The sequence below is a fragment of the Fructilactobacillus sanfranciscensis DSM 20451 genome (assembly GCF_001436035.1).
In the GTDB taxonomy this organism is placed as follows: domain Bacteria; phylum Bacillota; class Bacilli; order Lactobacillales; family Lactobacillaceae; genus Fructilactobacillus; species Fructilactobacillus sanfranciscensis.
This window is the reverse complement of record NZ_AYYM01000018.1, coordinates 1-22,637: the sequence shown is the minus strand read 5'-3', so window position 1 is coordinate 22,637 and position 22,637 is coordinate 1. Positions and strand designations below refer to the sequence as shown.

Annotated in this window: 17 protein-coding genes and 3 pseudogenes; 10 read left to right on the top strand and 10 right to left on the bottom strand. The window is 35.1% G+C overall.

Annotation, left to right across the window (positions count from 1 at the left end; genetic code table 11):
• The 4 genes and pseudogenes from FD36_RS04945 to FD36_RS04930 all read right to left on the bottom strand — a co-directional run.
• Positions 1-351: hypothetical protein (locus tag FD36_RS04945; protein WP_156402037.1), on the bottom strand; the 351-nt coding region annotated here is incomplete at its 3' end.
• A gap of 140 nt (positions 352-491) precedes the next feature.
• Positions 492-719 (bottom strand): annotated as a pseudogene (locus FD36_RS04940) (ABC transporter permease); the annotation flags it as partial.
• Between the two features lies 1 nt (position 720).
• Positions 721-1,233 carry a TetR/AcrR family transcriptional regulator gene (locus FD36_RS04935; RefSeq protein ID WP_056958454.1) on the bottom strand — a complete coding sequence of 171 codons (513 nt, stop codon included), beginning with the start codon at positions 1,231-1,233 and terminating at the stop codon, positions 721-723.
• Positions 1,234-1,373: 140 nt separating this feature from the next.
• Positions 1,374-2,216 (bottom strand): DegV family protein, encoded by an 843-nt coding sequence (locus FD36_RS04930; RefSeq protein WP_014081525.1) that lies wholly within the window; start codon positions 2,214-2,216, stop codon positions 1,374-1,376.
• Between the two features lie 157 nt (positions 2,217-2,373).
• On the opposite strand from FD36_RS04930, the gene FD36_RS04925 reads away from it, so the two are divergent.
• The gene (locus FD36_RS04925; RefSeq protein WP_056958452.1) at positions 2,374-3,567 is read left to right on the top strand and encodes an MDR family MFS transporter; all 1,194 of its coding nucleotides are present in this window, start codon (positions 2,374-2,376) and stop codon (positions 3,565-3,567) included.
• Between the two features lie 43 nt (positions 3,568-3,610).
• Here FD36_RS04925 and FD36_RS04920 read toward each other — a convergent pair whose 3' ends face one another.
• On the bottom strand, positions 3,611-4,000 hold the full coding sequence (locus FD36_RS04920; RefSeq protein ID WP_225361973.1) for a cation transporting ATPase C-terminal domain-containing protein: 390 nt from the start codon (positions 3,998-4,000) through the stop codon (positions 3,611-3,613).
• 43 nt (positions 4,001-4,043) lie between these two features.
• Positions 4,044-4,946, bottom strand: a pseudogene (locus FD36_RS07065) (P-type ATPase actuator domain-containing protein); the annotation flags it as partial.
• A gap of 168 nt (positions 4,947-5,114) precedes the next feature.
• On the opposite strand from FD36_RS07065, the gene FD36_RS04905 reads away from it, so the two are divergent.
• The 3 genes from FD36_RS04905 (at position 5,115) to FD36_RS06680 (ending at position 8,467) form a co-directional block, all read left to right on the top strand.
• Positions 5,115-7,382: an ATP-binding cassette domain-containing protein gene (locus FD36_RS04905; RefSeq protein ID WP_056958445.1), complete on the top strand. Its 2,268-nt coding sequence runs from the start codon at positions 5,115-5,117 to the stop codon at positions 7,380-7,382.
• Positions 7,383-7,515: 133 nt separating this feature from the next.
• The gene (locus FD36_RS04900; RefSeq protein ID WP_056958443.1) at positions 7,516-8,289 is read left to right on the top strand and encodes an amino acid ABC transporter substrate-binding protein; all 774 of its coding nucleotides are present in this window, start codon (positions 7,516-7,518) and stop codon (positions 8,287-8,289) included.
• A gap of 1 nt (position 8,290) precedes the next feature.
• Positions 8,291-8,467, top strand: coding sequence for a hypothetical protein (locus FD36_RS06680; protein ID WP_153198624.1), 177 nt, complete (start codon positions 8,291-8,293; stop codon positions 8,465-8,467).
• 48 nt (positions 8,468-8,515) lie between these two features.
• Here FD36_RS06680 and nrdI read toward each other — a convergent pair whose 3' ends face one another.
• The 3 genes from nrdI to FD36_RS04885 are packed head-to-tail and all read right to left on the bottom strand — an operon-like array spanning position 8,516 to position 13,457.
• Complete coding sequence (gene nrdI, locus FD36_RS04895; RefSeq protein WP_014081530.1) at positions 8,516-8,983, bottom strand: class Ib ribonucleoside-diphosphate reductase assembly flavoprotein NrdI; 468 nt, start codon at positions 8,981-8,983, stop codon at positions 8,516-8,518.
• A 9-nt stretch (positions 8,984-8,992) separates the two neighbouring features.
• Positions 8,993-12,037 carry a YfhO family protein gene (locus FD36_RS04890; RefSeq protein ID WP_056958439.1) on the bottom strand — a complete coding sequence of 1,015 codons (3,045 nt, stop codon included), beginning with the start codon at positions 12,035-12,037 and terminating at the stop codon, positions 8,993-8,995.
• Positions 12,038-12,086: 49 nt separating this feature from the next.
• Entirely contained in the window at positions 12,087-13,457 is a 1,371-nt protein-coding gene (locus tag FD36_RS04885) for a hemolysin family protein (RefSeq protein WP_056958437.1), read from the bottom strand.
• 213 nt (positions 13,458-13,670) lie between these two features.
• Here FD36_RS04885 and FD36_RS04880 point away from each other — a divergent pair, with 213 nt between their 5' ends.
• From FD36_RS04880 to adhE, 4 genes are all read left to right on the top strand, one after another.
• Entirely contained in the window at positions 13,671-16,007 is a 2,337-nt protein-coding gene (locus FD36_RS04880; RefSeq protein WP_056958435.1) for an HAD-IC family P-type ATPase, read from the top strand.
• Positions 16,007-16,495 carry a hypothetical protein gene (locus FD36_RS04875; RefSeq protein WP_056958433.1) on the top strand — a complete coding sequence of 163 codons (489 nt, stop codon included), beginning with the start codon at positions 16,007-16,009 and terminating at the stop codon, positions 16,493-16,495. The genes FD36_RS04880 and FD36_RS04875 overlap by 1 nt, the downstream gene beginning before the upstream one ends.
• Entirely contained in the window at positions 16,492-16,821 is a 330-nt protein-coding gene (locus FD36_RS04870; RefSeq protein ID WP_056958431.1) for a hypothetical protein, read from the top strand. The genes FD36_RS04875 and FD36_RS04870 overlap by 4 nt, the downstream gene beginning before the upstream one ends.
• A 262-nt stretch (positions 16,822-17,083) precedes the next feature.
• Positions 17,084-19,699, top strand: coding sequence for a bifunctional acetaldehyde-CoA/alcohol dehydrogenase (adhE, locus tag FD36_RS04865; protein WP_056958428.1), 2,616 nt, complete (start codon positions 17,084-17,086; stop codon positions 19,697-19,699).
• Positions 19,700-19,737: 38 nt separating this feature from the next.
• Here adhE and FD36_RS04860 read toward each other — a convergent pair whose 3' ends face one another.
• Entirely contained in the window at positions 19,738-20,604 is an 867-nt protein-coding gene (locus tag FD36_RS04860; RefSeq protein WP_225361974.1) for a LysR family transcriptional regulator, read from the bottom strand.
• A gap of 136 nt (positions 20,605-20,740) precedes the next feature.
• On the opposite strand from FD36_RS04860, the gene FD36_RS04855 reads away from it, so the two are divergent.
• Together FD36_RS04855 and FD36_RS06675 are read left to right on the top strand one after the other, a co-directional pair.
• On the top strand, positions 20,741-22,384 hold the full coding sequence (locus FD36_RS04855) for a malolactic enzyme (protein ID WP_014081537.1): 1,644 nt from the start codon (positions 20,741-20,743) through the stop codon (positions 22,382-22,384).
• Between the two features lie 81 nt (positions 22,385-22,465).
• Positions 22,466-22,637, top strand: a pseudogene (locus FD36_RS06675) (AEC family transporter); the annotation flags it as partial.

Genomic DNA, 22,637 nt, shown 5'->3' with positions numbered 1-22,637 from the left:
TCGCCAATTATGGATAAAATTTAATAACATTTCATCAAAATGAGTAAAAATAACATTTGATTTACTTGAAATAGACTTAACCTTTTTTAAGAGGTCGGATAGACAAGCTAAATCTCTATATAATGCTATAAATTTTTCAATTGTAAAAAATGGAAAATTATATTTATTATTTTTCGAGTTAACCAATCGTTCAAATATTAGACGTAATTGTGCATCGGTTAGCGTTTGATTTGTTTCTTTTACCTTTTCCATTTTCTTATCACTTTCAGCTAAATCATTTAAAGCAATCCGATGTTTATTAATAATTTTTTGAATTAATTTAGAATTACTATCTAATATTGTTTCAGTCATTGCAAAATCTCACCTACTCAATATACTATTTATACTTCATTTAAATAATATCATTAAAAATGCATATTGTCAACAGAGTTGAAGGGAATCGTTTTTAAAACTGGACGAGGAACAATGCTATAATCAAAATAAAGTAGTTCACGCACTTGATCAGTCATAATTTTAGATTGTGAAATATTAATGTTAGCGTCTTTATTTAAAACAATTGATTGGGGCTCCCAGGTGTTAATGGCCTGCGTATTTTGTCCAGCCAATCCAATTGCTAAACTAGTTAAAATGAAAATTAGATAACCGACTAGCATAATCATTAATGTAATTAATCCGTACCTTAATTTATCGTGTTTAATTTCTTTCCAAGCTAAAAACATATTATGCTCCTTTGAATAAGTGCTTTAAACTAAGCGTCAAAAACTGTAAATATTGTTGTTCTTGATCCGGATGTAATAAGCAATCTTTAATTGTTTGATGAACTAGAATATTTGATGACCATTGCTCAGACGTTAATTTACTAATATCTGGTTGGTAGAGCGGGGGTAACAAATATTGGTTTTTTTGATAGTAAAGTTTGATGAAGTCATGGTACTTACTATCTCTTTGTTGATTAACAAATTCTTGAATCGTTTTAGTGATGTTATCAGCCTGTAAATCTTGATAGTTAAAAGGTTGATGAATGCTTTTCATAGCTAAGCTGAAGATGTATTGATAAGCATCCGTTAGATCAGCAAAGTATTTATAAAAAGCGCCACGAGCAATTTCAGCTTTCGTGACAATTGTGGAAACTTTTGCATCATTCAAACTATTGGTTGAAAATTCATCTAATAAAACTTTGGTAATGCGATCTCTTTTTGCTTCTTTAAGATTAAAAAAAGTGGTAGTTGGCATAAATTAACCTCCTTGTAATTGAAATGGTGACACGGTGTCACCTGATGTAATTATCATAAGCCAAATAGTGACACCGTATCGATTAATAAAGCTAAAAAAACTCAACTTTAGAATTTTTAACTAAAGTTGAGCTTTTTAGATTATTTATTAAAAATGATTGAGAATCCGCCAGGACCTACGTGAGTCATAATGATTGGACTCGTAAGCCGAATCAAGACGTTAATATCAGGACGAACTTCATTGATTTTTGCTTTTATTTCTTCGGCATCTTCGGTTGAATCAACACAAGAAAGTCCGACTTCAGTGGTATTAGGGTTATCGATGATTTCTTGAACTAGTTCATCACGAACTTTACGAAGCTTTTTGGCACCGCGACATTTAGCATAGAATTCAAGCTTTCCATCTTTAACTTCTAGAACTACGTTTAATTTAATTAAGGATGAGATGAAACCAATTGCACGGCTTGCACGACCACCCTTAACTAAATAGTCAAAACTTTTAATAAACACGAAAGTTTTGATTTTTTGTCGATAAGTTTCAATGGCTGCTACAATTTCATCAGGAGTTTTACCTTCTTTAACTAGTCGAGCAGCTTCAAGCACTTCGAGTCCGAGTCCACGGTCGGTTGTTTCACTATCAATGACACGAATGTCGCCTTCAACTTGTTGTGCAGCTGAATTAGCTGTTTCTACTGTGCCACTTAAAACAGGAGCTAAATCGAGACAGATGATGGTCCCGTTTGGATCTTTTTCCATGATGGATGAGAAAGTATTAATGAATTGACCTAAAGCAGGTTGACTTGTTTTAGGAAATTCACTTTCATCATCAAGTAGCATGTTAGAAAATTCTTCTCTAGTAATATCAACATTATCTTCAAAAGTCTTACCTTCAAATGAGACTTGAAGTGGGACAATCTCAATGTGATTTTGTTCAATTTCTTCTGGAGTTAATTGGACAGTTGAGTCCGTTACGATATGAATCATAATTTACTTCCTTTCAACTAATGTTTGGATTAGTCTTTATGTATTTATTATAGTAGAAACAATCTGATTTTACACTGACAAATTAGGGTAAACCTTTTTAAAAGGTTAATTTTATGCGAAAATGAAACTAACAAATTGAATTTAAGGAGGTTAGCGAATGGTAATTAAAAAAAGAAGTGAAATCAGACTTAGCTCAGTGCTGATTTATTCTTTGTTATTGAATTCCGGGGCTGCATTAATGTGGCCATTAATTACCGTTTACATGCACAATAATTTACATGAATCTCTGACAGTAGCCGGAATTGTAATGTTTATTATGTCATGTTTTATGGTATTAGGTAATTATTTAGGGGGGGTTTTTTTTGATCGGTGGTCGCCTTACAAATCAGCTTTAATTAGTATCACCATCGCTATGATTCCCATCTTTTTGTTGATTTTCTTCAATGGCTGGCCTAGTTTTGCCATCTTACTATTTGTTTATGGATTAGGTGAAGGGGCAAGTTTAACCATTTTAAATGCCTATGCAGCAAAAGTTCAATCTAAGAGTACCCGCTATGTGTTTAATTCCCTTTATATTGGGATTAACGTTGGTGTGGTAGTTGGAACTACTGCGGTTGGTTTTTTAATGAAATTTGGAGTGCCAGTTGTCTTTTCTGTAGCAACTTTTTTCTACATTATTTTATTACTAATGACTGTCTTTGATTTTAATATTGATTTTTCTAAAGCACAACCACATTTAGCTCATAAACATAATCATCAAGTAATGGAAAAACGTGCTAATCCTTTAACTTCAAAGCTTATCTTTAGTATTTGTATGATGGTCTTTTGTGTTTATTTAAGTTACACATTGTGGGAAAGTGTAATGCCAGTTCATATGGAAAGTTTGAACATTTCATTTGAAAATTACAGTTACATCTGGCCAATTAATGGATTGCTAATCGTCTTTGTTCAACCAATTATCAACCGAATTGGACGACATTTTAAAATGGTAAATCAGGTTACTTTTGGAATTTTAGTATTTGCCTTAACCTTTTTTATGTTGACTTTTGCTAAACAATACGTATCGTTTATCATCATTATGATTATTCTAACTTTTGGAGAAATGAACGGGTTACCATCAATTCCAGCTTGGATTGATAATTTAGCCGATGAGAAACAAAAGGGAAGATACCAAGGGATGTTTAACATCTTTATGTCATTTGGAAGGGCTGTTGGTCCCTTATTTGGCGGAATCTTAGTGGAATGGTTAAACTATGGTTTCTTGTTTGGAATCTCGGGATTATTAATTATCACTTCATTATTGTATGTTTTATGGGAAAATCGTAAATTTGAAAAATATGAACAATCATAAAAAAACTGGAATTTCATTGTGGAGTTCCAGTTTTTGTTTGTGATTATAGAATTGGGAGCTGATGTTTTTTCCGCCAAGCTTTGTTACTTTCTGATACTAGTAAAACAGGAAGACTTGCGACTACAACAATTAGCCATTGTGTGATTGAAAGACCACTTGTTGAGAAAACACCGTTCATAAAGGGAACGTAGGTAAAGATTAGTTGTAACAAAATCATGGCAAAAATTGAAACATAAGCCATTTTATTAGAAAGAATTACGCGCTTAGAAAAGGCCGGCGCAGTGGCTCGAATATTAAACAAATAGTAAATTTTACCACAAATAATAATATTAACGGCCATCGTGCTAGCAACAAAAAACGGAATGTGAAAACGTTCTGTAATCGAAAAAGCAATTAAAGCCATCCCAGCGATGATTAAACTCACATAGATCATTTGCCAAACGTCATGACGGTTCATTAGTTTTTGGTATTTGCTTCGCGGAGGAAGCAGGTAAACCTTCAGGCATTGATCCCACAATCATCGTGATAATCGCCATTGCTAAGACTGGAATGGAATAGATTTGTAAAAACATTCCAAAAACAAATAAAATGACGGATGAAATAATAATAAACCAAGAAATTCCGGCCCCTAATTGATCTAATTCTTTAGTTAAAGGCGACTTTTGGTGTTTCATATCTTGAACAGTTGTTGAAATTTTACCAATTTCAGTGTTTTCTCCAACGGCAACCACAATTCCTAGTCCACTTCCGTTTGTGACTCCAGTTGAAGCAAACGCCATGTTAGTTTGATCCGAAATCGGTGTATTAAGGGGTAAAGGATTGATTGTTTTTGCAACTGAATCTGATTCACCGGTTAAAGCCGATTCTTGAATTCGCAAGTTATCTAAATCAACTAACCTCAAATCAGTAGGAACGTTATCTCCAGCTTCAAGATAAACCACATCACCAACCACTAAATTACGTGCGAGCATTTGCGTCCGAGTTCCATCACGATAAACGTTGGTTTCAGCTGACAACAGCGTTTAAATTTTTTCAAGCGCGTTGCTGGCTTTAATTTCTTGGGCAAATCCAATTAGTGCATTAATGATGATTACAATCGTAATAACGGATGAATCGGAATAATGACGCATCAGCAAGGTGAAAATAGTGGCTAACATCAAAATATAAATAATAATGTTGTTAAACTGTTGAATTAAAATTTGCCATTTTGGCACAGACTTGCTATCTAATTCATTGTATCCATCTTTTTTTAACCGTATTTTGGCTGTAGTAGTTGTTAATCCAGTTTTAATATCAGTGTGGAATTCCTCAATGACTACTTGATCAGTCTGATGGTAAAATTTTGGACTCGTCGGTTTAGTTTTTTCTTTCTGGGGCAATTTTTTCTCCTTTAATAATCCAAGTTTCTCTACAATAATATTAATATAAGAATATAAGTAATTTTGGCCATCGCCAAACTTTTTTACTATAAAAGGACTAATTAATAGCTCTAAGCCTAAAAGCTTAATATGATTAGTATTAAGAGAGTCATAGATTGTGAGGATATTATGGTTGAAAATTACTATCGGAATCAAATTGAAGTTTTAGATGCACATCAAAATAACTTGAAACACGTGAATATTGATTTACAAAAGCACGAAATTACCGTGTTTTTGGGTGAATCAGGTTCTGGTAAATCATCATTAGTTTTTGATACAGTGGCAGCAATGTCACGGCGAGAATTAAACGAAACTTTTCCTAGTTTTTCGCAACAATATTTACCTAAGTATGGGCAACCAAATGTTGGGGATATTCGTAATTTACCAGTAGCCATTGCGATTGAACAAAAGCAATTAACCGGTAATGCTCGATCAACTTTAGCTACTTATACTGGTATGTATTCGTTAATTCGATTGCTATTTTCTCGTGTGGGAGATAAGTTTGTGGGTTATTCAGAAGTCTTTTCTTTTAACCTACCTCAAGGAATGTGTCCACACTGTGAAGGCTTGGGCTACGTTGATGATATTGACGAAAGTAAATTAATTGATCCAGAAAAATCATTAAATGATGGGGCTTTAACCTTCGTTAGTTTTAAGCCCAATAGTTGGCGCTGGCGGCGGTATGGTGATTCTGGTTTATTTGATAATGATAAAAAAATTAAAGATTATACGCCTGAAGAATATGAATTATTAATGCATGCACCTAAATTACCGTTTGCTAACTCACCTCAAGCCTTTAAGAGTAAAGACTATGAGGGGCTAGTACCACGAATTATGCGTTCTATTATTCATAGTTCAGAAGGAAAACATCATAAAGCAGCGATTGATGCCGTAGTTACTCGTCATGATTGTCCCGTTTGTCATGGAACTCGATTAAATAAACGGGCATTAAGTGTCCGAATTAATGACGTCAATATTGCCGAAGCAACCCAAATGAATTTAGTTCAATTTTTGGAATTTCTTGATGGCATAACTGATCCACTTGGTGCTGAAATTGTGCGGAGTTTACAAGTTAAAGTCCAACCGCTAGTTGATATTGGATTAGGTTATTTAACCCTTGATCGAATTACCAGTACCCTATCTGGTGGGGAAGTGCAACGAATTAAGATTGCCAAGCATTTAACCAACGCGCTTTCAGATATTTTGTATGTCTTTGATGAACCAAGTGTGGGTCTTCATCCGCATGATATTGAATTAATCAAAAAAGCTTTGGTTAGTTTGAAGGAAAAAGGAAATACGGTCTTTGTGGTTGATCATAATCCAGCCATCTTTTCGATTGCAGATCACGTAGTGGAAGTGGGTCCAGAATCTGGTGCCAATGGTGGTAAGATTACCTTCCAGGGCACTTTCCCAGAATTGAAGAATTCTGATACGTTAACAGGAAAATGGTTACGAAAGAAACATAGCTTTGGAAAAGTAATTGCACCAAAGCATTTTGTTGATATGGAACACGTTAGCTTGCATAACTTAAACGATGTCAGTGTTAAGGTTCCAATGGGAATTATGACCGTTTTATCAGGAGTTGCTGGTTCAGGGAAATCATCTTTGTCACAAGCTTTAAAAGATAAATTAAACGGGAACTACGTTGACTTAACCCAAAAGACCGCGGGAATTAGTATTCGTTCTACTCCAGTTACTTATTTGGATATTTTGAACCCAATTCGGCGTTTGTTTGCCAAAGCCAATGACGTTTCGACGCAACTCTTTAGTTATAACGGAAAGGGTGCTTGTCCTCGTTGTAAAGGTAAAGGAGTTACAATTACCGACATGGCCTTTATGGATCCTGTTAAGCAGGTCTGTGAAGTCTGTGGCGGGAAACGGTACAGTAAGGAAGCTTTGAGTTACAAGTACCATGGTAAAGATATTGCTGAAGTTTTAGCGATGTCAGTGGCCCAAGCCCAAGAATTCTTCATCGGTGACCGAGACATTGAAGCCCCATTAGCACGGATGCGTCAAGTTGGTTTGGATTATTTAGGTCTTGATCAAGCATTGACGACAGTTTCTGGGGGAGAATTACAACGGCTTCGTTTAGCCCAAACGCTTGGCGAAAAAGGCCAGACGTACTTCCTTGATGAACCAACCGCTGGACTTCATATGAAAGATACCGATAAGTTAGTTAAACTCTTCCAGAAGATGGTGAAACAAGGTGATAGTCTCATCATCGTGGAACATAATTTAGATGTGATTAGCCAAGCTGATTGGCTAATTGATATTGGTCCAGGAGCTGGAATCTATGGAGGAAACGTATTATATAGTGGTACTCCAGCAGGTTCAGTGAACGATGAAGAATCATTTACTGGTCGAGCTTTGAAAACCTATATGGCTGAGAATCGATAAAAATGCTTTACTTTAAATTTAAATAATGTTTTAATGTTACTAACAAAAAGAAAGTGCTGATTAAACTACAAAATTATTTAGTTTAGTCGGTTCTTTTTTGTGAAAAACTAAAGTTATATATGAGGGAAGAAAAATGAAGAAAAAATTAGGGTTGCTTTTGACAATTGGATTATCAGCATTATTGTTAGTTGCCTGTGGAAACAAAAGTAAGCAAGCTGACACTAAGACGCCTGGGACCTTAACGATTGGAATGGAAGGAACGTACGCTCCTTATGCTTATCGTGCTAAAGATGGTAAATTAACCGGTTTTGAAGTGGAATTAGCTCGTGATACTGCCAAACGGATGGGGCTAAAACCAAAATTTGTCACGACTGGTTGGGATTCATTAATTGCCGGTTTAGGGTCAAATCAATATGATGTAATTTTTAACGATATGTGGGTTAACCCAGCACGGAAGAAACAATTTAGATATGCGACTCCTTACATCTACTCTAAGAGTGTTTTGATTTCAAAACCTGGTTTGAAGATGAGTAACCTTAAAGGGAAAATGATTGCGGCTGGAACTGGTACCGAAAATTGGACCACTGCTGAAAAACTTGGGGCTAAAGTAGTTGCTGCTCCTGATTTTCAAACTGACATGGATATGATTAACCAAGGCCGTGCCGATGGAGCTGTCAACTCTGAAGCAGCTTTTAACTACTGGAAGAAGAGTCATAAAGATACTGATTTAACTTACCAAGTTATTCCTTATAAATACATTAAGATTGAACCAATTGCTCCAATGTTAAATAAAAAATCAACCAAGTTAACTAAAGAAATGAATAAAGCCCTTAAAGCTGAACAAAAAGACGGTACGATTAAGAAGCTTTCTCTTAAATACTTTGGCAAAGATTTGATGCACGAATAAGATGTTAGATTATAGTAAACAAAACGATTGGCAACCAGGTGTTGAATGGCTAGTTGTTACATCAGCGGACTTAACGCTCAATCAAGGGCAACTAGATTGGTTTACGAATCATTTTCCAGTCAATGCCCGTCGAGTTCAACCGTTACAAAAACGTCCGATTGAAATGTTAAAAATGTAAATGAAAAGTCCCTTCACACGATTGATGTGTGGAGGGACTTTTTTGTATTTATTGATTTACTTCCTTAGTTCGTTCAACCATATCTTCATAAATTCTTTGTACATCTTTATCGTTTCCTCGAAGTTCAAAATCAGCTAAAAAAGGAACGTTAAATCTTTTGGAATAACGTTTAGCGGTTAAACAATATTGAATGTTGAAATTTTTATTTCCACTTCCAATAATTCCTAAACACTGCTTAGCATTATCGTGATAATCAAGATATTCACCTAAAATAGTTGTCATGACTTCTTTTACATTATCACCAGTTCCATCACCACCAGAGAGATATGTAGGAACAGAGACGAAGTAAGGTTCGGTTTCATTTCCAAAATCCGTTTGTTCACTAATTTCTTCTATGGATAAGAGTGGGTAATCCGGATTTTTTTGATTTTGTTCTTGTGCATAATTTACTAAATTTTCAGCAAAATTACGCGTATTTCCAGTATTTGAAATGAAGATAAGTTTAAGTGGTTTCATAATTTTCTCCTAGTCGTTTACTTTTATTTTTTTAAAATACCAAATTATCGTACTAATGATTAAAATAACGAAAAAACTAAGCAAACTAATTATTTTTCCAATTAGTAAACCAGGGGTTTGGTAAGTTAATTTAATCTTATGATTACCTGCTGGAATTACTCCACCAACAAATGCTTGGTTAACAATTTGAGTAGTAGCAGGGGTTCCATCGATAGTCAATTTCCAACCACTAGAGTATGGGATTGAACTGGTTAACACCGATTTATGAGAATTATGACTAATTCCAGACACTTGATTGTTATGGGTCTTAAGTTTAGTTAAGCTATTCTTTTGGTCATGTTTAATTTGAGCTTGGTACTCTTTATTAAATGGAACAACAATCAATCGTGCCTTCTTAAAATGCATTGAAGTTATATCAGAATACTTAAGGTTAATTTGTTTGCGAGCTTTAGATGAGTATCCTAAGTTAATTAATGCGTGCTTTTTAGGAATGTAGTTTGATAATTCATCGGTTCCTAATTGGGTAACGGCATTGCTCATTCCTTTGGTTGAAGCGGTTAAAACGAAACTTCCATTATTGTAATTGGAAATGTTTTTCCGGAAAAGATTAAGTTGAGCAAATTTAGTTTCAAAACGATTATTTAACGCATTTCGATTATTTTTAATTTGTTCAATTTGATAATTACTATTATAGTTTCCTTGAATTCCATCCAATTCCAAATACAATTCGGCATGTTTGGTTGAATTAGGATGCTTAATTTTCAGTTCAGTAGGAATTGAGTGGCCTAATGCATCACGAGTTAAGTAATGAAGACCATTCTGATTTTGTTTTTGTAGTTTCTCTTCAATGTTTTGATTCTGTTCTAAAATAGATTCAATTTTATCTGCAGAAGCATAACGATTGTTAGGGGAAGTCATTTGATTAGCTTTTTTGGCAAAGTCAGATTTGTCTAAATCTTTTTGGTTAGTAATTAAATTAGTATTATCAAAATCAACCGTATATTTTAGATTTTTAGTCTTGCTATGGTAGTTAACTGATTTAATTCCAGAAATTGGTTTTGTAACGTTAGTAGCATTGATTAAAGCCTGTTCTTTATCATTTACTGAAAGCTTTTTAAAATCATTTTGGGGAATAATTTTAGTTTGAGTGTACATCAATGGTAAATCATTTTTATTTTTGGCTAAGACCGTTCCAACTTTATTTTCTTTACTAGGAACATTGCTTCCATTTTGGAATAATTTTGGTTGGTGATTCTGATTACGAACTAGTTTAAAGCCATATGGTAATGATTTTTGGGCTTTATCAGAACGCACGAACATGTATTTGACCCCAAACAAGTTTTCCAAGGAGGAACGATAGTCGTTTTGAGCAACTGGATTGTTTGGGGTAAATTGATTATTTTGGAGAGTTCTTTCTAATTTACCAACAAATCCGTTTTCCACTGTTAAATAAGAAGCGATATCATGTGTTCCTAGAATCATTGGAAGATTTGAAGCAGCATTGAAGTAGTCGGTGTTAATAAAATTATCGCGTTCATCAGGGAAATAATGATATTTAGGACCAATCGTTGTTCGATAAGTTTTTAATTTAGGCTTAACAAATTTTTCCGCACCATCATAGTAGTTTTGCGTATATGATTTAGCAACATTTTTATTCAACATTCCTTTAGAGTAACCGCTGCTGTCAGGACTATAAAAGCCAATTCCAAGAGAAATCAAGTTGATTGTAACTAATACGAGAACACTACTAATTAACGTTGTTGGTCTCCACTTGAAAAGTTGTGCAGCAAATAAGATTCCAACTAAAATAAACAATAAGAAATATTCAGAAAAATCATGACGATGAACCTTGAAGATAAATCCATTACAAATCCAAACTAGAATCACTAATCCAATTGAAGCAAGCACAAAAATAGTTAAATCACGTTTTGAAAGCGTTGTTAAGTGATCAGCGAAAATCGCAGTTGCTAATCCAATTGGCAATAAAGTCAAGGAAGCCCAACGGTTAGATGGTGAAGCTAAAACATTGAAAACGGAACTGAACGCCGGAATTAAGATTCCAATCATGGAAATGATTAGGGCTGCGTTAATGGTTTTATATTTATTAAAATGACTGAGGGTATAAATGATGGCTAAAAAACTAAAACCACTAATTCCAATTAAAAGCCAGAAGTTAAAGGTTCCACCTAAACCAATCATTTTTCCGGGAAGGTTTAGATAGTAACTGGTTGGATAAGTTAAATAACCATTGGCAAAAACATTCTTAATTCTGGTTGATTTAAAGGCATAGAGAATCGTGGGAATAAATAAGATGCTAGCTAAGGCAATCCCACTGATGATTGTTCCAATTAATTTAAGTAAACTGGATTTGAAATTAAACCAAGGTTCTTTTCGTACAGAAAAGTAGCGAATGATTACATAAATGATGCAACCTAGTCCTAATATATAAGCAAAGTAGAAATTACTCAAAAAAGTAATTAAGGTTGCTAAAACTAACCACCACATTGATTTATTATGAATGATTTTTTCAATTCCTAATGCTAAGAGAGGAAAGAAAATCAAAGGTAAAATGAAGAAGGCATGATGTAAACCAGCATATAAAGCATAACTACCAAATGTGTAGGTTAAAGTGCTGATGACCAAACTATATTTTTTAAAGTTAAATTGTTTAGCAAATAAAAGAAATGATAGACCAGCACAATAGAGACGAAGGAGGACTAAAAAGCTGTAGCCAAATTCGATTTGATTTTTGGGGAAAAATATAATCAAATAGTTAAATAAATCACCAACAACATAGTAAGAAAAGCTAGTTAATTGATCTGCTCCCATTCCAATATTCCATGACCAGTGGGTTAATCCTTGCGATGGATGTTGAATGAAATGAAGTAACATATCATGAAAACTTACTAGAATTGGATAATGTTGGGCAATTCCATCAAAACTCCAAATTAACGAAGTATCAGTTAATGAAAACATAAGGGCAAAAGTCGATGTAATTACAGCAAACAAAATGGTGTAACCCAGCCAAGCTGGTATTTTTTTAATTGCGTTCATTATTAAAACTCCTTAAATAAAAAACGAGGCATAGCCTCGTCTTTATAGATTATTTATCGGATTCATCTTGATCATCGTCAGTTTCAGTTTCAATTTTCTTAACCCCAAACCAGTCGATGAATGAATTTTCGTAGGCTAACACTTTGAATTCAAAGTCACCTAATTTGACCACATCTCCAACTTTAATGTGAGGATTGTTTTCAATGATGAAACCAGAAAGAGTTACAACATCTGATCCATCAAAGGTTTTGATATCCGTATCGAAAAGTTTTTCAAAGTCATAAGTATTCATTTTTCCGCCAATTTTGTATGTACCATTGGGTTGGCGGAAAATAGCGGCATGGTTAACTGTATCAATTTCATCACGAACTGTTCCAAATAACTCTTCATAAATATCTTTATCGGTAACAATTCCTGAGGTACCACCATATTCATCAATCACAACTACGATTGGTTGATGGTTACTGATCATTTGTTGGAGCACCATCGCAATCGGGGTCGTTTCAGAAGTAGTACTAATTTTACGGATGAGACTCTTGATTGGTTTTTCTTTATTGATTTGAGCTTGTTGAATTAAGTCATAGATATAAACATAACCCAAAATATCATCTTTATCGTTATCCTTAACAACGGGAAGTCGACTAAATTTGGTGTTGAGGTAAGTTTCAATGGCCTCTTCATCAGTGGTATCAATATCAATGGTCTTTAAACGGGTCCGATCAATCATGACATCTCGAGCGGTTTTATCATTTAATTCAAAAACCCGACGCATGTAAAGGTAATCGTCTTTTTCTAAGTCACCATTTTTAACGGCTGCTTTAGAGACACTTAAAATTTCAGATTGAGAAAGGGCTTCATCGTTTTCATTTGCAACAGGAAGACCTAGCATTTTAACTACTCCAGCTGCTGAAACATTTAATAACCATACAAATGGGTAGAACATTATGTGGAAGTAGTGAAGTGGACCACTAACAACTGCTAAAACCTTAAGTGGCATATCAATACTAAGGTTTTTAGGTAAGATTTCGGTGAAAACCACTTCTAGGTAAGTTAAAATTAACACCCCAATTACTACACCAAAACCGTGGGCAGCAGCACTGCTTAAGCCAATTCCAGAAGCACCAAATAAATCAACAAAGATTTCAACGGCAAATGATTCACCAATCCATCCTAAAATAATTCCGGCAAGTGAAACTCCTACTTGAGTAGTAGATAGGTATTCATTAAGGTTCGTTACCATCTTCATTTCGAGCTTAATTTTGTGTTTCCGCTTTGCACTTGTGTTCTCGTCATCGAGTTCTTCTTGTAAGGCAGTCGGCCGTGATTGCACTAGAGCAAATTCACAAGCAACAAAATATCCCGCAAAGAAGAACATCACTAATATAATAACTAAGTCGACAAAAATCGATCCAGTAACCAAAAAGCATTCCTCTTTTCATTTTAATAAAATAGTAGTCAATTCAAGTCAAAATTAAAAATTTGACATTATACTTAATAATTTTACCATAATATGGGAGAAAACACGTTTTTTTCCAAAATTATTCAACGATAATAGTAAATTTTGGTTAACTCGAATGATGACCACTGAAAAATTAAAAGGGCTTAGTTACAATTAAACAAAAGGGGTGGAAAAATGACACAAAATTTAACTGGGCTTACCTCAGCTCAGGTTCAAACCCGAATTGCTGCAGGGGAAAATAATACTGCAACAGAATCATTAACGAAAAGTAGCAAACAAATTGTTTTTGAAAATACGTTTACCTTATTTAATTTAATCAATGTAATTCTTGGAATTTTGGTTTTTTTAACTGGTAGTTATAAAAATATGTTGTTTTTATTAATTGCTACAGTTAATACTATGATTGGAATTTTCCAAGAAATTAGAGCTAAACGACAAGTTGATAAAATGGCATTGTTATCACAATCAAAAGTGACCGTGATTCGCAATGGTAAACAGGTTGAAATTGAACCAGAAGGAATCGTTTTAGATGATTTGCTTGTTTTACAATTAGGAGACCAAGTTCCGGTTGATGGGATTGTTAAAGAAACTCAAGAATTAGAAATTGATGAGTCCCAAATCACTGGAGAATCTGATGTAATTATTAAAACGGATGGTGAAAGCTTAATTTCTGGGAGTTTTGTGGTTAGCGGGCATGCGATTATGCAAGCCACGGAAGTTGGAAAGTCCACCTTTGTAAATTCATTAACCGAAAAAGTTAGCAAAACGGAAAAAAATAATAGTGTGTTGTTGAATTTAATTAAACGAATTATTCGCATTTTAACAATTATCATTATCCCACTGGGTCTGCTCTTATTTGCTTCCCGTTTGTGGCATGGTGTTGCTTTGAATCATGCTATTTTAGGGACTGTAGCAGCGATGATTGGGATGATTCCAGAAGGATTGATTTTACTTTCATCCGTTACCTTAGCGATTTCTGCTTATCATTTAGCTCGGAAACAAGTGTTAGTTAGAGATTTAGCATCTATTGAAACGTTGGCACGAGTTGATACACTTTGCTTGGATAAAACAGGAACGATTACGAATGGAAATTTGCAGTTTAAACAATTAGTCTTATCTCATGGACAAAATGAGAAAATAGTTAGTGACATTTTGGGTTCGTTAGTTAAAGAAATTGATGATACTAATGAAACCGCCGAAGCACTGAAAACAGCCTTTCCTAGTCATCCATATCACGCACAACAAATTGTGCCATTTTCTTCTGCTCGTAAGTGGAGTGGCGTGCAGTTTGAACAGGGCAACTATGTGTTAGGGGCTCCACAATTCGTGTTGCAATTAAGTGAGCAACAAACACAGCAAGTACATGGATTTGCGGCAAATGGTAATCGGGTTTTGGCGTTAGTCAAAGCTGATGAAATGAGTCGAGATGGCATAACTGGTGCCGAACTAGTCGCATTTATTTTGATTACGGACGTGATTAGAGCGGATGCTCCTAGCACTCTGGCCTATTTTGCTAATCAAGGAGTTACTGTTAAAGTAATTTCTGGTGATGATCCGACCACCGTGGCAGCGATTGCGCAACGAACGGGAATTGCAAAAGCTGAGCAACTAGTTGATATGACAACGGTGGCGGATGATGCCAATTACCATGATTTAGTCGCTAAAACGACCGTCTTTGGGCGCGTTAAACCCGAGCAAAAAGAACGATTGGTAAAAGCTTTACAGGATAACGGGCACACTGTAGCCATGACCGGTGACGGAGTAAACGATATTTTAGCTTTGCGTCAGGCTAACTGTGGGATTGCGATGGCTTCAGGAAATGAAAGTACCAAAAGTATCGCGGGCTTTGTGTTAGTTGATTCTAATTTTTCAGCTTTAATTCAAATTTTAAATGAGGGTCGACGCGTGATTAATAATATCGATAACATCGCAGCTTTGTACTTGGTCAAAACGATGTTCTCAATTATGTTGAGTTTGATTTTTATTTTCATGGCCAAAAGTTATCCATTCCAGCCCATTCAACTCACACCAATTAATAGTTTGATGGTTGGAGTTCCGTCATTCTTCTTAGCATTGGCACCCGAATTTCATCCAATTAAAAATCGTTTCTTCACCGGAATCGTCGAAATTGCGCTTCCGTCAGCGATTTGTGTGGTGATCTATATTATTCTAATTGGCGGAATTGGTAATTTATTAGGATTTAAAGTTGCTACAACTGATACGTTAAACGTTTTGTTAACGGGATTGATTAGCTGGCAAGCATTGCTATTAGTGAGTCGTCCTTTAAACCGTTATAAAGCCATGATTGTTGCAGGAAGCATTATTGGGTTTATGGGATTGTTTATTATTTTTGGGAAGTTTTTCTTTCTTGCTAGGTTGTTTACCTGGCAGGTTGGCGGAATTGGTTTGCTGTTATTGCTAACAGTTAATCCGGTTTTCTTATTAGTTCAGAGATTAGTTAATTATTTTAGAGATAAGAAAATTTCTATTGGAAAACTGGAGAGTGAGTGATGAAAAAAATTGAAGATTTTTTAGAACTAAGTGAAGAACAAGCGATAAATTACAATTTTGCTAGTGATGGTGAAGAAGCTGATCGTTCAGCACTTGCAAAAGAAGTTTATGGAAAATTATTTTCATTTTGTGATAATGATAAATTTTATAAACAAGCATTTGAGTGGTTTAATACTGAAAAGAAAGGATATGAAGATTTAACTGGTGATACATTAATTACTTGGCGCATACCAATTATGAAAAGATATTACAACCAAGCATATAAGTCATTAAAAGATGATAAAAAGAATCAAATTAAAGATATTTTAAAAAAATATGCACCATTTGATGGGCCAGTTGAATTTGCTGAGAACGCTGATAAAGAAAAAATGCAATTATCAAATTACTATGTCTTGGGAAATCTGGGTCTACCCCTACGTGGGGAGGAATTAATTCTAAAAGAGCACTTTGTTTTAATGATTGTTACGATGCTTTTCTTAGATTATTGAAAAATTTTTATCAACAAAATGGAAACGAATATATTAATGATTGCATTGTTGGTCAAGCTATTTTAGAGCAAAAAGATTACTTTGAAAGTTATAAAGATATTAGTAATGTTACAAATAACGATAAGGTTACGGATGATAATAATGCATTTAACAATTTTATAAATGTCAATTTATTACAAGATTTCACCGATGGATATGATGAAAATAATACCTACAACGTAAAAAATTTAGCTTCTTCAGAAACGTTTGAAGAATATGTAAAAGAGTCAGCTAAAGTAATTAATGCTAGATCAAAACGAATGTGGAAAGAATTGCAAACAAAATAGTATTAATATTTTGTGGACAGAAAAATAAATAACAAATAACAGCCAAGTCCTGATTAAATTCAGTGCTTGGCTGTTTTATTACCCGAATATGTTATTAATTGAGCAATATTATTTATAACGGATATAAAAATCTTTAATATACTGATAAAACAGTCTTTATAAAGATTTTGAAACAAATGTTTGGCAAAACGAAAAGAGTGTGATATTATGAAATTGTGAAATGAATAACAAATAAACGTTTATGAACCGGAGGGTGAATAATATGGTAGAAAAGAAACAACCAAATGTTGAAGCAATCAAAAAGAATATTGATGATATGGTTGCCAAAGCACATGTTGCCTTAGACGAAATGAGTAATTTTGATCAAAAGAAAGTTGATCACATTACCCACGCAATGGTAATTGCCGGGGTAAACGCTCACCAAATGCTCGGTGAAATGGCCTTTAAAGAAACTGGTCGTGGAGTCGCTGAAGATAAAGCAATTAAAAACTTATTTGCCACTGAAGAAATCTGGAATAACATCCGGAACGATAAAACAGTTGGTGTAATTGAAGAAAACTCAGAAGAAGATTTAATCAAAGTCGCTGAACCACTTGGTGTGTTAGCAGGAATTACTCCTGTAACTAACCCAACTTCAACTACTTTATTCAAATCAATTATTTCAATGAAAACTAGAAATGCAATTATCTTTAGTTTTCATCCACAAGCTATAAAATCATCAATCAAAGCTGCTCAAATTATACGTGATGCTGCGATTGCTGCTGGTGCTCCTAAAGATGCTATCCAATGGATTACCGAACCAAGTCGTGAGGCAACTAATGCTTTGATTCAAAACCCAGGGGTTGCATGTACTTTAGCAACTGGTGGTCCTGGTCTTGTTAAAGCTGCTTACTCAACTGGTAAACCAGCTTTAGGTGTTGGTCCTGGTAATGGTCCTGTTTATATTGAAGAAACAGCTAACATTCCTCGTGCCGTTAATGATTTAGTTTTATCAAAAACTTTTGATAACGGAATGATTTGTGCAACTGAAAACAGTGCTGTGATTGATGCTTCAATCTACGACGATGTAAAAGAACAACTCTCACTTAACCGGGTTTACTTTATTCCTGATAATGAAAAACAAAAATTAACTGATGCAATGTTTGACAGTACTCGTTTGAGTGTTAAAGGTCCAATCGCTGGAGCAACTGCTCAACAAATTGCTGATATGGCCGGAATTAAGGCTCCAAAGGATACTCAAGTTCTTGCTGTTGAAATGACTGGAATTGGTCCTAAATACCCAATGTCTGGTGAAAAACTTTCTCCTGTAATTTCAGTTTACAAGTCAAAGAATCATGAAGATGCCTTTAAAATTGTAGCTAAATTATTGAACTACGGTGGATTAGGTCATACTGCTGCTATTCAAACTAGAAATGATCAATTAGCTGTTGACTTTGGTGTTGCTGTAAAAGCTTCACGGGTCTTGGTTAACTCACCAGCTGGTTTAGGTGGTGTTGGTAACCTTTACAACAACATGACTCCTTCATTAACGTTAGGTACTGGATCATGGGGTAATAACTCAATCTCACATAACGTTACTGACTACGACTTATTGAACATTAAGACAATCGCAAAGAGAAGAAATAATATGCAATGGATTAAATTACCTAAGATTTACTTCGAAAAGAATTCAGTTCGTTACCTTAAAGATATGCCAAACATCAAGAAGGCCTTCATCGTTACCAGTCCTTCAATGGTTAAATATCACTACGTTGACAAAGTTTTAGATGAATTAAATGCACGTCCAGATGGCGTTCAATACTACATCTTTGATGATATCCACGACGAACCAACAACTGATATAGTTCAAGCAGGGGTTACTCAAATGCGTGGCTTCAAGCCAGATACCATTATCGCTTTAGGTGGTGGTTCACCACTTGATGCTGCTAAGATGATGTGGTTAATCTACGAAAACCCAGAAACTAACTTCTTTGGAGCAAAACAAAAATTCTTAGATATCAGAAAACGTGCTTACCGCTTTGAAAAACCAAGCAAGTCACAAATGGTTGCGATCCCAAGTACTTCAGGTACTGGATCAGAAGTAACACCATTCTCAGTTATCACTGATTCTAAATTACACATCAAGTACCCATTAGCTGATTACGCTTTGACCCCTGATGTTGCGATTATTGATCCTCAATTTGTGGCTACGGTTCCAAAGAAAACCATTGCTGCTTCAGGACTTGATGCTTTAACTCATGCCATTGAATCATACGTATCAGTAATGGCATCTGACTACACTCGTCCCTTATCACTCCAAGCCATCAAGATGATTTTTGAAAACTTGACTGATTCTTACAATGGCAACATGGAAGCTCGTGACAAGATGCACACTGCTTCAACCATTGCCGGTATGGCCTTTGCAAACGCCTTCTTGGGAATTACACACTCAATTGCTCACAAACTTGGTGGACAATTTGGAATTACTCACGGTATCGCAATTGCAATTACCTTGCCACATGTAATTCGTTACAACTTTGAAAAACCTAAGAAGATTGCTACTTGGCCTAAGTACGAATCATTCCGTGCCGACCAAGACTACGCTGAAATTGCTCGTTACCTTGGCTTACCAGGATCAACTAACGAAGAACTCAAAGAAGCTTTGGTTCACAAGTTCATCGAATTAGCTCACTCAGTTGGTGTAACTTTAAGTTTGAAGGCTCAAGGGGTTAACAAAGCAGACCTAGAAGCTGCTGCAACTCATCTTGCTGAATTAGCTTACTCTGACCAATGTACTACTGCTAACCCTAAAGAACCACTTTTCGCAGACCTTAAGAAGATGATTCTTGAAGAATACGATGGAGTTGGGGTTGAAACTGAAACAGATAAAGAAGTTTAATTAAACATAAAAGCACATCGTCATTGACGATGCGCTTTTTATTTTTTAATTGAATTAATTAAAACTGCAATTAGTTGTTTTTCTTTAGGCGATAAGACATGTGTTTTTCGATAAGTTAGAGAAACGTAGAATTTATCTAAATCGTCGTCATCGATTGGAATGGCTACCAAGTTATCTTTAGGGCTAATGGCTTGTTCAGTTAAAAAGGAAACACCTAAATCTTCAGAGACAAGTTGTTTTAAAAGTTCGACATCTTGTGTCCGATAACGTATGTGAACTTTAATACTATGTTCGTTACAGAGTTTGTTAAACGTATTGTGATGAATGAAGTCATTCGGAAGAGAAATGAAATTGATGTTGTTGAGATCCTTAATTTTTATCTTTTTAAGTTTAGCTAAGGGTGAATTGAGGGAAACGATAATCTTAAAATCGCTTTTGGTTAAGACTTTTGATTTAATGTCATGACTTTCAATTGGTTCGTTTGAACCCAGCAAAGCAATGTCAATTTCACCAGAACGAAGCTGATCAAGTAATTTCCCTGAACCAGCTTCGATATTATCTAAGTCATCTAAGATATCAGACTTACTAAGTTCTAAGGCCAGAATTGGGAAATAATAGTTTCCGATGATTGGCGGAAGACCAAAACGAATTGGGACCTTGAAATTGTGATGCATGTCTTTTTTTATTTCTTCCACTTCACGATTAATTATATCGGTATGCTTATATAAAACTTTTCCATGGGGACTGATTTTAATTTTACGATGTGCTTGATTACGGTTGATAAGTTCCACATTAAACTCTTTTTCAAGTCGCTGAATGGCCATCGAAATGGTAGGTTGACTTACGCCAAAATACTCAGAAACTGTAGTATAACTTTTTAGTTCCACTAATTTATTAAAGTAAATTAAATCTTGTAATTTAATAGGATCACCTCATATAAAGTTTGTTTATGTAAACTATATATTTGACAATTATTTTCTCTGTGAATTAATATACAGGTAGTTTATTAATGTAATAATACTACAAAAAGGAGTCTTATTTATGTCAAGAGGACAAGAAATTGTAAACAATCCCTTTTTAAACAAGGGAACTGCATTTACTGAAGAAGAACGTAAGACCTTAAATCTCCAAGGAATGTTACCTCCACGGGTACAAACTTTAGAAGAACAAACTGCTCGAGTATACAAAGAATACTTAACTAAGAGCAATGATTTAGAAAAACGTGTTTACTTAATGAGTATTTTCAACGAAAACCGCGTGCTTTTCTACGCTACTTTCGCTGAACACGTTAGTGAATTTATGCCAATCGTATATGATCCAACCATTGCTGACTCAATTGAAAACTACAGTCGTATGTACGTTAACCCACAAAACGCTGCTTTCTTATCAATTAACCAAGATGATAAAGAAACCATTCGTCAAAGCCTAATCAATGCCGCTGAAGGCCGTAACATCAAGTTATTAGTTGTAACTGATGGTGAAGGAATTCTTGGAATTGGTGACTGGGGAACTCAAGGAATTGATATCCCAGTTGGTAAATTAATGGTATATAGTGCTGCTGCTGGAATTGATCCTTCAGAAGTACTTCCAGTTGTAATTGATGCTGGTACTACTAGAAAAGAATTACTTGAAGACCCATTATACTTGGGACTTGATCAAGAACGTGATTACTCAGAAAAATACTACGACTTCGTTGACAAGTTTGTAACAGAAGCCGAAGATTTATTCCCTAACCTTTACCTTCACTTTGAAGATTTTGGTCGTGCAAATGCTGCCAACATCTTAGACAAATACAAAGACAAATACTTAGTATTTAATGATGATATTCAAGGAACTGGAATCATTGTATTAGCTGGGGTCCTTGGTGGACTTAACATTTCTGGCGAAAAAATGGTTGATCAAAAATACCTTTGCTTTGGTGCCGGTACTGCCGGAGTTGGGATTGCTCAACGGGTTGCTGAAGAAATGGTTCAATCAGGTTTATCAGAAGAAGAAGCTAAGAAACGTTTCTACATGGTTGACAAACAAGGTCTCTTGTTTGACGACATGCCTGACTTAACTCCTGGTCAAAAAGAATTTGCTAGAAGTCGTTCAGAATTTGCTAATTCAGAAGACTTAACTGATTTACTTTCAGTGGTTAAAGCAGTTCACCCAACCATCATGGTTGGTACTTCAACTGTTCACGGTGCCTTCACTGAAGACGTTATTAAAGAAATGGCTGCTCACACTGAACGTCCAATCGTGATGCCAATTTCAAACCCAACTAAGTTAACTGAAGCAACTGCTGCTGATGTAATTAAATGGTCAGATGGTCGTGCTTTAGTTGCTACTGGAATTCCAAGTGCTCCAGTTGAATACAACGGGGTTACTTACGAAATCGGTCAAGCTAACAACGCCCTTGTTTACCCTGGGATTGGTTTAGGCGCCATCGCCGCAACTGCTACTAAGCTAAGCGACAAGATGATTTCAGCTGCTGCTCACTCATTGGGTGGAATTGTTGATCCAAACCAACCAGGTGCTGCAATCTTACCACCAGTTGATCAATTAACTGAATTCTCACAAACAGTTGCCAACTCTGTTGCTCAAACTGCCGTTGACGAAGGTATTACTCGTGAAACAATTACCGACGTTAAAGCTGCCGTTGAAGCAGAAAAATGGTACCCAGTTTACAAAGAAGTTAAATAATTTAATGTTAAGCAAAATTCGTTCGTATTTACTACGAGCGTTTTTGTTTTTTTAAAACTAAATTTAGGAGATGAATTTTATATGACAGCATTCTTAACCTCATTATCAAGTGTGGGTGAAATTGTTTTAGTAATTGCGTTAGGCTTTTGGTTGCGTAATTCAGGCCGTTTAGGTGATACCTTTAAAAATAATATTTCATTCATCATTATGGATATCGCATTACCAGTTTCGATTTTTATCCATAATTGGCGAG

Excerpts from the sequence above, each read along its gene's own strand:
- FD36_RS04925 (WP_056958452.1), top strand. The coding sequence starts at position 2,374 with ATGGTAATTAAAAAAAGAAGTGAAATCAGACTTAGCTCAGTGCTGATT.
- FD36_RS06680 (WP_153198624.1), top strand. The coding sequence starts at position 8,291 with ATGTTAGATTATAGTAAACAAAACGATTGGCAACCAGGTGTTGAATGG.
- FD36_RS04905 (WP_056958445.1), top strand. The coding sequence starts at position 5,115 with ATGGTTGAAAATTACTATCGGAATCAAATTGAAGTTTTAGATGCACAT.
- FD36_RS04920 (WP_225361973.1), bottom strand. The coding sequence starts at position 4,000 with ATGATCTATGTGAGTTTAATCATCGCTGGGATGGCTTTAATTGCTTTT.
- adhE (WP_056958428.1), top strand. The coding sequence starts at position 17,084 with ATGGTAGAAAAGAAACAACCAAATGTTGAAGCAATCAAAAAGAATATT.
- FD36_RS04900 (WP_056958443.1), top strand. The coding sequence starts at position 7,516 with ATGAAGAAAAAATTAGGGTTGCTTTTGACAATTGGATTATCAGCATTA.
- FD36_RS04890 (WP_056958439.1), bottom strand. The coding sequence starts at position 12,037 with ATGAACGCAATTAAAAAAATACCAGCTTGGCTGGGTTACACCATTTTG.
- FD36_RS04855 (WP_014081537.1), top strand. The coding sequence starts at position 20,741 with ATGTCAAGAGGACAAGAAATTGTAAACAATCCCTTTTTAAACAAGGGA.
- FD36_RS04880 (WP_056958435.1), top strand. The coding sequence starts at position 13,671 with ATGACACAAAATTTAACTGGGCTTACCTCAGCTCAGGTTCAAACCCGA.
- FD36_RS04935 (WP_056958454.1), bottom strand. The coding sequence starts at position 1,233 with ATGCCAACTACCACTTTTTTTAATCTTAAAGAAGCAAAAAGAGATCGC.
- FD36_RS04930 (WP_014081525.1), bottom strand. The coding sequence starts at position 2,216 with ATGATTCATATCGTAACGGACTCAACTGTCCAATTAACTCCAGAAGAA.
- nrdI (WP_014081530.1), bottom strand. The coding sequence starts at position 8,983 with ATGAAACCACTTAAACTTATCTTCATTTCAAATACTGGAAATACGCGT.
- FD36_RS04875 (WP_056958433.1), top strand. The coding sequence starts at position 16,007 with ATGAAAAAAATTGAAGATTTTTTAGAACTAAGTGAAGAACAAGCGATA.